This is a genomic window from Methanolobus sp. WCC5 (assembly GCF_045690325.1).
Taxonomy (GTDB): Archaea; Halobacteriota; Methanosarcinia; order Methanosarcinales; family Methanosarcinaceae; genus Methanolobus.
In genome coordinates this window covers 315875-327886 of sequence record NZ_CP146981.1, presented here as the reverse complement: position 1 = coordinate 327886, position 12012 = coordinate 315875, and the positions used below count along the sequence as shown (strand labels likewise).

At 45.1% G+C, this 12012-nt stretch carries 10 protein-coding genes and 1 tRNA gene; 1 reads left to right on the top strand and 10 read right to left on the bottom strand.

The features are described 5' to 3' along the window. Positions 1-99 precede the first annotated feature (99 nt). The 5 genes from V7O64_RS01645 to V7O64_RS01625 all read right to left on the bottom strand — a co-directional run bounded on the left by V7O64_RS01645 (position 100) and on the right by V7O64_RS01625 (position 3989). Positions 100-177, bottom strand: a tRNA-Glu gene (locus tag V7O64_RS01645). A gap of 67 nt (positions 178-244) precedes the next feature. After that, a complete protein-coding gene (locus tag V7O64_RS01640) occupies positions 245-595 on the bottom strand; it encodes a helix-turn-helix transcriptional regulator (RefSeq protein WP_407356297.1) in 351 nt (116 codons plus the stop codon). A gap of 20 nt (positions 596-615) precedes the next feature. Next, entirely contained in the window at positions 616-840 is a 225-nt protein-coding gene (locus V7O64_RS01635; RefSeq protein ID WP_407356296.1) for an LSM domain-containing protein, read from the bottom strand. Positions 841-990: 150 nt separating this feature from the next. After that, positions 991-1386 (bottom strand): DUF3467 domain-containing protein, encoded by a 396-nt coding sequence (locus V7O64_RS01630; protein WP_407356295.1) that lies wholly within the window; start codon positions 1384-1386, stop codon positions 991-993. Between the two features lie 125 nt (positions 1387-1511). Beyond that, the gene (locus tag V7O64_RS01625) at positions 1512-3989 is read right to left on the bottom strand and encodes a DUF5814 domain-containing protein (RefSeq protein ID WP_407357363.1); all 2478 of its coding nucleotides are present in this window, start codon (positions 3987-3989) and stop codon (positions 1512-1514) included. A 108-nt stretch (positions 3990-4097) separates the two neighbouring features. Between V7O64_RS01625 and V7O64_RS01620 the strand changes: the two genes are divergently transcribed. After that, complete coding sequence (locus tag V7O64_RS01620; protein WP_407356294.1) at positions 4098-4931, top strand: recombinase RecA; 834 nt, start codon at positions 4098-4100, stop codon at positions 4929-4931. A gap of 62 nt (positions 4932-4993) precedes the next feature. Here the strand turns inward: V7O64_RS01620 and V7O64_RS01615 are convergent, their stop codons facing one another. From V7O64_RS01615 to V7O64_RS01595, 5 genes are all read right to left on the bottom strand, one after another. Continuing rightward, positions 4994-5791, bottom strand: a complete 798-nt coding sequence (locus tag V7O64_RS01615; protein ID WP_407356293.1) for an MTAP family purine nucleoside phosphorylase — start codon at positions 5789-5791, stop codon at positions 4994-4996. Beyond that, positions 5788-6897 carry a DUF373 family protein gene (locus V7O64_RS01610; RefSeq protein WP_407356292.1) on the bottom strand — a complete coding sequence of 370 codons (1110 nt, stop codon included), beginning with the start codon at positions 6895-6897 and terminating at the stop codon, positions 5788-5790. Before V7O64_RS01610 ends, V7O64_RS01615 begins: the two co-directional genes overlap by 4 nt. 97 nt (positions 6898-6994) lie before the next feature. Further along, complete coding sequence (locus tag V7O64_RS01605; protein ID WP_407356291.1) at positions 6995-7624, bottom strand: 6-hydroxymethylpterin diphosphokinase MptE-like protein; 630 nt, start codon at positions 7622-7624, stop codon at positions 6995-6997. Between the two features lie 6 nt (positions 7625-7630). After that, positions 7631-10807, bottom strand: a complete 3177-nt coding sequence (gene ileS, locus V7O64_RS01600) for an isoleucine--tRNA ligase (protein ID WP_407356290.1) — start codon at positions 10805-10807, stop codon at positions 7631-7633. A 348-nt stretch (positions 10808-11155) separates the two neighbouring features. Further along, positions 11156-11953, bottom strand: a complete 798-nt coding sequence (locus tag V7O64_RS01595; RefSeq protein ID WP_407356289.1) for a formylglycine-generating enzyme family protein — start codon at positions 11951-11953, stop codon at positions 11156-11158. Positions 11954-12012: the final 59 nt, after the last annotated feature.

The window sequence follows — 12012 nt, the reverse complement described above, 5'->3', positions numbered from 1 at the left end:
TTAGTGATTTCTACAAAAACGAGATCAACATAATAAAACAGTCAATATTTTGCAGTAAAACATGAATGTAAACTTCAATTATTTAGTTGAAAAATTATTTGGTGCTCCGATCGGGATTCGAACCCGAGTCTTCGGCTCGAAAGGCCGGAATGATTGGCCGAACTACACTATCGGAGCACGTTGATTTCGCTTTAGTGAAGCGACTCCAACATAGTACATATCCTTATTAAAGGTTTCGCCCGGGTCAGCACTTTTCCTCTGCATTTTCATTGTCATTTAGGTTTGCAACCCATGCAGTGAGCTTTTCACATGACTCTGGCTGGCATGCATCCCTGCAGCCTGCACAGGGCGAGAACATATCCCCTGATAACAGGAGATCAAAACAGGGCTTCTCCTCTTCCTTGATCTTGAGAAGGTAAGTCCTGGCTCCATTGGAGACAGCCTGCTCACGGACGATAAGATCATCATCCAGCAGTTTGGACACAACTCTGGAACATTTGCGGCTGTCTATCTCAAGCATTTTCCAGAGTTCATTCTGGAAAATACCATCTTTGCTGTCTCGAATAAGATTCAATGCAGTCTCTTCGATACTCATGTTATTTTCCACTGAGAACTTTATTCTTCCATTGGAACAACAAGAATAATATTGTTTCCACGCAACACAACAGAACCAAGGGAGCGCAGACGTTCTCCGTTTGCAATCTCAATGGTATCAACCATATGCAGGTTCATATAATCATCTGCACTCTTTAAAGTTCCTTCGAGAAGGTGAAGGTCACCTTTCATCTCTACCTGGACTTTTGATCCAATTAACTTCTGGACTTTCTTACTGGGGAACAAAATAAATCCTCTCTTTCATTTAAAAGAATAATATTACCTTTATACCATTCAGTTTACAGGCTTATAAAAATAGCCAATATCATATTTATTCTTGGCGATTTGCCCGGTCCGGACAAGTAAGCCATACCAATACCAGACATCAATATTGGTTCACATATATCCCTGTATCTCTGTACTGTCCTGAACAGGCTCAGACTTCTTCTTTACGTCCATCCGGGGCTTTGAAATAGGACCGAATGCAGCCTCATAATTCTGTATATGCTGGTTCAGCCAGCGCACCAGTTCCACCGCTGCAAGAGGAGAAAGTATTACTTCTGTCTCAAGCCTCCTCTGTATGACCTGTTCCCCTCCTGACTTGTTAACGGCCATGGGCATATCATTATAGAACCCGATCCTGAAATCATAGGGACTATGGCCACCCACTGCACCAATGGAGTAGACCTGCTTAAAGTCGTCCGGCTTATATAGCTCAATCCTCACACTCTTTTTAGTCTTCATCTCTTCCTGTTTATCGCTTACACTATCTTCTATCTTTTCTGCGTCCATATGATCATATCCTCAAAAGACATTATCTGCATACATAACTATTATAATTTTTGATGCCATAGCCCCACACCAGCCATAAACCATGCACCGGTCATAAACCATGCACAGGTCACCAGATGTTTGAATCATCCTTCAACAAGTTTCCTGAGGCTCTTTGCCCTGGCAGATACCTCTTTTTTGGAATAAGCTGCTGCTATCATTTCCACAGCTTCAAGGTTGCGTACCACATTATCCAGGTATCCGAGAACATCACCCGGATAGGCAGTTATTCCGTAAAGATGTTCCAGCTTTCTTACAATACCTTCAGGATCATACCCTTCTGTCCTGATGGAAATGATCTTCTCCGAGAACTTGCGTTCGGCACACCCGCAGTAAGGAGAATCACGGCAATTGCAGGTCAGAAAATCTGCTGCAAACCCGAACAACTGGTCGCGCAGCGTTATATCCAGTTTATCCATATTCTCACCCTCAAAAAGAATATCAAGGGATGCACCCTGGAAGACCCTTGAGGGAAGATTAACATTAAGGGCTGCAGAGATACGGGCAGCATACTTGTAATATACCGCATCAAAGAACTCAAGATTTGAAACCGTGATAAGAGGATCCTGTTCAACAAGAACGGAATCACGTATAAGGAACGCCTTTGAAACGGACAGGAAATGCCCTGCTGCAATTTTGCCAAATCTTGTAAGCGATATCATATCCCCTTTCTTATGGATGAATTTATTCTTTGCAAGTTTTTCCAGCAATATATGAACATTATAATCAGCAAGCATATAAGAGTGGATCTTTTCCAGATCCTTCATGGAAGATGTGACGGCAGCTGATGCAAGGATCTCTTCCATTTTCTCGTCCTCATCATAATCCACCTTTGTAAACTGCATCTCACCTTTGAGTAATTTCAGGGCAACGGCATCTTCTGCATCTCCCCTGTCACCTGAATATCTCTTATTGGGCACTGCAAGCAGCACAACTTCACCTCGGTCGTGGTAATCCGGCCTTCCGGCACGTCCCAGCATCTGGAGAAAGTCCTGCATGCTAAGCCACTCTATGCCCATTGCCATGGATTCGAATATCACCTGGGATGCCGGGAAATCCACACCTGCTGCAAGAGCAGCTGTTGTCACAACAACAGGAAGCTTACCCTTGAGGAAAGCTATCTCTACTTTCTTTCGTTCCTGGCTGGTAAGCCCTGCATGGTATGGAGCAGCAGATATCGGCAGTGCTTCAGAGATACGATGGCAGTTGCGCCTTGAATTCGTGAATATTATGGTCTGTCCCCTGTGACCTTTTGATGAGGTGGTGGCAAATTCCTGCCGCACAAGCTTTGTCATTAACTTCGTCTTTGAATGCTCGGGACAGAGTATAAGGTGTCTCTCTATGGGCACCGGACGATACTCATATTCTATAAGCTTAGCATCAAGCTGTCTTGCACGCAATTGAGGTTTGGCCACTGTAGCTGAAAGATAGATAAACTGCGCACCTGGTGCAACATACTTCAGCCTTGCAATGACCCCGTCAAGGCGATGACCTCTTTGCGGATCCTCGATGGTATGGACCTCATCGATGACAACAGTCCCAACCTTCCCCAGCAGGTCGGCACCTCCTGTCCTGAGAATATAATCAATTCCTTCATAGGTCCCGACTATCATATCCGAATCCAGGGTCCTTTGCATGGATGCGCTCTTTCTTGTTTTAATGCGTTCACTTCCAACCCTGATGGAAGGCTTAAGACCGATGGGTGAATATCTCTTCGTGAACTGGTCATATTTCTGGTTAGCAAGTGCCACAAGAGGTACCAGATAGATGAGACGGCCTCTTTTTCTTAAAATGTTCTCAACACCTGCAAGCTCAGCTATCAGTGTCTTGCCGGTGGCAGTTACAGATGTGACAAGCTGGTTCTGCCCCTTAAGAAGACCATTCTCAACAGATAGTGACTGTACAGGCAGGAGTGTATCTGATTTTTCAAGAAGTATCCTCTTGAAGCTCTTATGCAGGGGCAGATCCTTTATCTTCTCTTTTGGAACTGAAGTACTTGCGGCAATGGAATCAAATCGTGTGAGTTCAGGGTCCAGCTCATCGGGGCTTATCATAGCGATGGTCCTGTCAAGATCCCTGGTCTTGAGCATGGTTTCCTCAAATCGCTCACAAACCTCATCCCCATAATTGACCTGGGAATTTTTAAGCATCCTGAAAAGCTCTTCACGTGCACAGTCCTCACAGACTTTCTCACGATGATACCTTACAGAACGCCTGTTCAGGAAATTGAACCTGTTCTTCAGCAGGCAGAATCTGCAGGCGTTCACAATATCTGCATTAAGCTGGAACCCCCGGAGCATGTGAACAAACTCGGTTGCCTGAGCCTCATCCCCGCCTTTTGCTATCATTATACGATCAGCCACCCTGATAAGATCAACAAATTCAGAAGGAGACCTGAACTCTTTTTTGCCGTCTGTCCTTACCGTGAATTTATGTGGCCGTGGACCAGCATCGGTTTGTCTCAGGATAAGCTCACCGACAAAAAGAGGATTTTTCTTCTTATCCTTTATGGGAAGGACAATGATCTTTGACCTTTCGGCGCTTGCGAGTATCCAGAGAGTCATTGCTGGCTTTGATGACATATAGCCTATAAATAGTATTGTATTGATCTGAAACAAGTGTTTTATAATATTAGAGATTATATAAATTAGTACGATTATTGAGGATAAAAAATGCTGGCTCCGAAAAACATCATGGAAGCTGAAACAATCGGTCATGAAACCGAATCCGGTAATCTGGCTGAACATTCCCTCTATGACAGCCTTAAAAGACCTGAACAGAATCTTGTAATTGAAGAGGGGATCCGACTGAATTCCACCGGGATCTTTGTTCTGGACAGGACACTGGGAGGAGGATTGCCGGCCGGATCACTCACTTACTTTGCAGCCGACCCTCGCTCGATGTCCGAAGTATTCCTTTACCAGTTCACACAATCCCGGAAAACCTACTATTTCACAACCAACAGAAGACCGAGGTTTGTGCTAAATGATGTCATAAACCTGGGGTTTGATCCTTCTAATATTATTTTTGTAGACATATATAGCGAATATTATTGTACCTCATGCGGGGACATGTCCGACAATGTTGGAAACGAATTCATAGATTCCAAGATAATAGAATTCACGGAATATAACCTGCGTAACATTGCAAACGATTCAAGCGGAGAAGAAGTGAACATAATCTTTGACTCCTTTTCCTTCTTTATGGAGCTGACAGTTAACAAAGGACTGATTAAACAGCTTGTTAATGTGCTGTATGAAACAACAAAGGAGCTCGGATGCCTGACATATCTTTACGGGATAACGAACAACAGGTCATTGGATATAGAAAGTTTCACTTTCAACCTGTGCGATGTTATATTTGAATCCATGCTTGACAAAGGAGCTGACAAGGTAGTGAGCAAACTGGCTATCCCGAAGATAAGGGGAATGGTACCTGGCACAGAGATAATAAAGTTCAAGATCGGTGACGGAGTCCAGATAGATACCTCAAAGGACATCGCCTGAGATGATCCGGACCATTGCCATTTAACATGCCACTTGATATTGCTTTTTCAGCCGTCATTGTTCTATAGTTCCGCATCCGAAACTGCAAAGGGGCAATTACAGTCCTTTCTGATAGGAAGTGATCGGATCACATCAGAGAGCACTGAGTTTAATCTTTCCTGAACACTGGAAAGGTTATCAAGTACCTCACTTACGGTCATTTTTGCATTTCCAAGCCCACATGCATCGTTGGTCACAGTGCAAACCGAGGCATAGCACATGTTCAGCTCTTTTGCCAGCACGACTTCAGGAATACCAGTCATACCCACAACATCACCGAATTGTCTCATCATACATATCTCTGCTTTTGTTTCAAATCTGGGACCCTCCGTACAGGCATAGACGCCCTCTGAAAAACCAATGTTTCTCCTGTCAAGGGCTTCTGTTAAAAGTTTCCGGATCTGCGGACAATATGGTTCACTTACATCCACATGCACTGTCCTTTCATTAAAGAACGTAGATGATCTGTTCCTGGTAAAATCAATGAAATCATCTGGCAAAAAGAAGCTTCCTATGGGATGATTTCGCATGGTGCCTACGGAATTTGTGGATATTACCCGACTGATGCCCAGTTCATGTATCGCATATATGTTGGCGCGATAATTGATCATGTGGGGAGGGATGTGCCTGTTGCCATCTGCATGCCTTGGTATAATTGCAACATTGCGGGTACCTATCTTTGATATCTGTACAGGAACATCACCATATGGCGTTCTGACAGCAAATTCCTCCGGCGATACTCCGCAAGAGAAGGCAACTCCTCCTATTAAGGCGATCTGCAGGTCATAATCCTGATACTCACTTTTTCTTTCCTGCATCATTTAACCTTCTTGGTTTTTTTTCCTGTTGCTTGAGGATTGTTCGATATCCTTATCCCTAACAGGGACAGAATTATGGCAATAACTATGGAATACACAAATATCTGTATTCCTGAACCTGGATCGACCTGGCCACCTGCAAGCACGGGATTCATTGAGATAAGATAATTTGTGGCTCCCCAGAACAAAAATCCCAGGGAAAGAACAAACAAAGCAGGGATCATATATTTGACAGAAGGCTCACCACGTTGCTTGCAATCTATTATTTTCCCTGCGTCTGCAAAGAGCAATGCAAGAACATAGAGCCATATGGCCCTGTTAATGAATGTTGTAAGTAGTGGAACTATCCCATAGTACCATATTCCCCCGGAGGTGTAAAGCGACCATACCTCCATAAGACCCAGCAATGTAGCCAGCACAATAAAGAAAGCTGCCGCTGTATATGTGAAAAATGCCATTCTTCCGGAATAGAAGGAATCCTTAAGCTTTTTCCAGTAGAGATCAACAGTATCACTGAATCCCCTGTATAACATATAGAGGCCTACTGCCGCCAGAATCCCTATGATAGCACCCTGCGAATAGTCGATCAGCAGGAAAAAAGCATAGATAAGAGCTGCAAGTCCCAGTGGAACGAAGAATGTCTGGGATATTTTCGGATCATTGAAGGCATGTTTGATTATGTAATAGGTACTTTCAAGATTCGCACTCTGCATTACCACAATACGCCTGACAGAATCGATCTTGATCCTGGACTGGACAATGGGAAGTAATGTCTCGTCCTCAGCACCATCGGATACGAAGATGGCTGATTGGGCAGGGAACTTCTTTAAAAGGATATCAAGCTGGTTTGCTATCTTCTGATCAGAGATAATACCAATGTTCCTGTCACCTGCAAGGGTAATGATTTCCGCATCAATCCCTCTGGCAAGTAACTCATCCAGTATCTTCACACCCCCGAAGATTGTGTTGGTATCGGAATCTTCGGGATCAGCAGTGGCAAGTCTGACCGCTGCCTCTATGTTCGCTTCTTTACCAATAAGAGGCGCTGTGACGTTTGCTTTGTCACCCAGGTCATTATCTCTGTCAATGCATATTACCAGTGTTTGCATGAAACTCCTGTAGATATTTATAACGAAAATATAAATAGATTCTGATAAAACGCCATCTGCAAAGAACCTGAAAAAAAGATTAAAATATCCTTAAAAATTAAAGTCCTGACCTGTCAATCAATCTGCGGGCCCATTTAAGCTTTTTTTTCTTGATGGGACCAACGTTCTCATCATCAAGATCAAAACCAATGAGAGTTACAGAGCAAGCTCCAAATTCCCTGGCCAAAAAGACGCATCTGTCCCCATCACTGAAACCTCCGAAGTTGTACACATTGTGCAATGGTGCAGCCTGGGTACTACCGATCATTCCTTTTAGCCGGGGTACATATTTCTCCAGTTTATCCTGATTGTCTCCATGGGCGTGGACCACCATCAAAGCACCATTCCTGTTGGCAACGATCTCTTTTTCCAGATCACCATCCAGATCCGTGACTATGATATCCGGCGTGATATCACTATCAACCAGGACAGCTGCAGCACCGTCGGCTGCAATGATTACAAGACCTTTTATGTCTGTATGCCCAAGTTCTTCCCTGAGAGAAGGAGCATTGCCGCAAACAAGGACATCTTTGCCTTTTATCAGATGCTCAAGATCACTGACCGCTGCAGAATTAAGCGGAGTGAGCATGCCGGAAAGGATGAGAGCCGACTGCTCATCATCTTCCCTGCTAAAGCCCATATCCTCCAAAATGGACTCATAAATAGGTTCCCATTCCCTGAAGTCCATATTTCCTCAGTTAGCTTTTGATATGCCTATCTTCATGGAGATGCCTTCAACATCCCAGTCTTTCTTAAGGGAGCCTGAAGTATCCACATCAAGACCTATGACCTGCACATTTGCACGGGTCTCTTTTGCAATGAACTGTTCCCTGTCAAGCACAAGATCAAGCACCCTTTCATCATTTATCTGTATATGGGACCTGATATTATCATCCACGGCAAGGTTGAGCTCTTTCCTCATATCCTGCACCCTGCGGATAACCTCACGTGCAAAACCTTCTGACTCGATATCCCTGGTAAGCTTGGCATCCACATAGATTATACCCGCAACTGACTGGGCACTTGCAACCTTTTCCGGCAATGTCTCTGTGAAATTGACCATTTCCGGTTTGATGGTCACAGAAGCACCGGCTACCTGCAGCTCGAACTGATCATCCATTGCCAGGGCTTTTTTAAGCTCTGCAGCATTTGCATTTTTTATGGCTCCAATGACCTTTCCGGCATCTCCCTTGAATACAGGGCCGATGGCACCTGGATCCGGATTTGCCTCAAATCCCAGTTCATCCCAGGATTCACCTATTCCAGTGAGCACTATATCCTTTGAATTAGTCTGGTCCATGAGCACGGACCTAAGGTCCAGTACAGCATCTGCAGCTTCCTGGTTCACCGGCGAGAGCACAATACGGGATACGGGCCATCTGAGCTTCCTTCCAACCTTCTGCCTTGCATTTGATGCAGCTTCCACTATTGAGCGAACCATTTCCATATGAGTTTCCAGGTCCTTATCCACAAGAGTCTCATCCACTATTGGCCAGTCGGTCATGTGAACTGTTATCGGTGCGTCCGGGTAGACATTCCTCACAAGGTTCTGGTACATTTCCTCAGCCAGGTGTGGCATGAAAGGTGCGATTACTTTAGAGATCAGGACAAAGACATCGTAAAGCACACGATAGACCGCAAGTTTGTCCGGGTCATCGGCTTCGACCCATGTCCGTGGCCTGATGAGCTGTATATACCACCTGGAGAGATCTTCAAGGACAAACTCACTGATAGCTCTCAGTGCCTTGTGCAATGTACATCTGGACATAGCATCATCGACTTCTGCAACCAGTGACTGTGCCCGGGAAAGGATCCACCTGTCCTCCTTGCGCAGATGTGGCATAACAGATCCAAGTGATACCTCGCAAGGATCGAATCCGTCAAGGGCCATGTAAGGCAATGGGAAACGATACACATTCCAGAGGATGTTAAGCGTCCTGTTGATATTACCAAGTTCCCCTGTCACAAACTTCAGATCCTCCCAGGGTGCACTTGAGGATAATACAAAACTTCGCAGTGTGTCTGCGCCAAATTTCTCTATGACATCACCCGGTGCAATGACATTGCCCAGGCTCTTTGACATCTTCCTGCCCTCCCCATCCAGAGTGAAACCGTGCATAAGCACGCTCCTGTAAGGTGCTTTTCCAAATGCCACCATACTGGCACCAAGCTGGGAATAGAACCATCCGCGGGTCTGGTCCTGTCCTTCTGTGATGAAGTCTGCAGGCCACCATTTATCGAATTCTTCCTTTTGCTGCGGGAACCGCAGGGTTGCCCATGATGCAACGGCAGAGTCGAACCAGACGTCAAAGACATCTTCCACACGCTTCATCTTTCCGCCGCATTCGCAGTCCAGCAAAACCTTATCCACGTATGGTCTGTGCAATTCAATATCTTCTGTCAGGCCTGACATTTCCTGAAGTTCTTTCTTGGTACCCATGACATGCAATCTGTCACATGTATTACACTTCCAGACAGGTATAGGGATACCCCAGTATCTCTGGCGGGATATACACCAGTCACGTGCTCCTTCTACCCAGTCCCTGAACCTTGCCGAACCTGCCCATTCAGGATACCATTTCACTTTAGCTATTTCAGAAAGCATCTCTTCCTTGAGCTCTCCGATTTTTATGAACCACTGTTCTGTAGCAAGATAGATGATAGGGGTCTTACAGCGCCAGCAGTGCCCATACCTGTGTTCGATGGTGCCTTCGGATAACAGATTGCTACGCTCATTCAGGTCTTCAATGACAACCCTGTTAGCCTCGCGGATATGCATACCGGCATATTCCCCTGCAGCTTCCGTATAACGCCCGTCCGGACCTACCGGACAGAAGATGGGCAGGCCGTTCTTCTTGCCGACCTCAAAGTCATCCATGCCGTGTCCCGGGGCGATGTGCACACAACCGGTATTTTCAGCGGTTACAAAATCTGCCAGGTAAATGCCATGCTTCATTTCTGCCTGCCTTGGTACAAGGTCTGCAAGCGGGCTTGCATATTTAAGGGAGGTGAGATCCTCTCCAAGCATTGTGCCAAGTACCTCATAATCAGCATACCTGCCTTTCCTGAGTACGTTCTCCACAAGGTCGGAAGCCATGATAAGTACATCTTCCCTGCCGTCAGGAGCCACCGCCTTTACCTTTGCATACTCAAAGGAAGGGTGTACCGCAACAGCCACGTTGGAAGGAATGGTCCAGGGGGTTGTTGTCCATATGACAACATAGGTATTCTCTTCACCGATTATGGGAAATTTCACGAATATGGAAGGGTCTGTCCTGTCCTCATACTCCACCTCTGAATCCGCAATAGCGGTTTCACAGCGGGGACACCAGTTGACAACACGTTTACCCAGTTCAAGCAGTTTTTTGTCCTGTGCCTGTTTGAGGGTCCACCATGCAGCTTCGATGTACTCGTCCCTCAGGGTCATATAAGGGTCCTTCCAGTCAAGCCATGCCCCAAGCATCCTGAACTGATCGGTCATGTCATCTTTCTGGGTAAGGGCGAATTCCTTGCATTTTTCGATGAAGTTACCCACACCATAGGACTCTATGTCCTTCTTGGATGTAAAACCAAGTGCTCCTTCTACTTTTACCTCTATAGGGAGACCATGCATGTCCCAGCCTGCGCGGTCAACGATATCAAAACCGTTCATGGAACGGTATCTTAAGATAGAATCCTTGATTATCTTATTCCATGCAGTTCCCAGGTGTATATGCCCGGTGGTATATGGTGGTCCGTCTACGAAAAAAAACCTTTTTCCACCTTTTCTGTGTTCACGTACCTTGGAGTAGGCATCGACCTCTGTCCAGAAATCATGTACCTTCTTCTCTATTTTCTGTGGGTCGTACTGGTTGGTGATCTCCTCTATCATATGGGATTCTCCATGCTGAAAGTTAATTGTGATTATATTTGATCATACATTCGATTTTGATAATCCTACTGCAATATTCAATTTAAATATATTGCACAGGGATATGCTGAATTGTTTTATCTGAACTGTTCTATCTCAACCGATATATTTTCAATTAAGGGCATAAGGAATCATACTTAAAAGTTTCGAATCGTATTCTTCTTCGGAATGAAAGAACCTTGAAAATAGAAAGAAAAGAAAATCAAGGAGAAAAGAAAAGAAAACAGCAAAAAAAGAAAGATAACACAACCGATACTATCAAAAAATGAAGATCAGTGTGTTACATAAGATCCGGCAGGCTTTCAGATATCAGATCTCCTTTACCAGGCGGAAACCAATGTCGTTCATACGGCTTCCTTTGCCTATGCTTTCCCTGCTGGCGGAACGACATTGGTGCTCTATACTGTTCCAGTTGCCACCACGTATCACCCATCTGCCAACCCCGGCCGTCCATTCACTTCCATCGGTTGGAGCTTTCTGGTAATTGCTATGATATTCATCAAGCACCCATTCGGCAACATTACCATGCACATCATACAATCCCCATGGATTTGGATCTTTCATTCCGACAGGATGTGTCTTTTTTTCCGAATTGCCATCATACCAGGCGTACTCCGACAGTCTATCCTTATCATTTCCAAATGAGAAGGCTGTGCTTGTACCAGCCCTTGCCGCATATTCCCATTCTGCCTCAGTGGGCAGGCGATATGTGTCAGTTCCTTCCATTTCATTGAGCTTGTCCACGAACTTCTCAACGTCATGCCATGAAACTTTCTCAACGGGCAGGTCATTACCTTTGAACTCTGAAGGATCAGTTCCCATAACTGTCTTCCATTGCTCCTGAGTGACCTCATAAACACCAATGTAGAACTCATATCCTATACTCACCTGGTGGACAGGTCTTTCATCCTTGTCACTGTACATTTCTCCTTCCGGGGCACCCATGTAGAATTCCCCAACGGGGATCTTTACAAACTGCATACCGGCAGAGTTAGTGAAACCAGGATCATCCACCTCTGCGTCCTCTGTCATAGCACCATCGTCATCAGGCACTTCATGATCATTGCCAATACCAGTATCATCAGAATCGGTGCAACCACTACTCAAAACCGATATCATGAGTATGATACATATAATAAATGTCATGCACAATCTTTTATTCATAT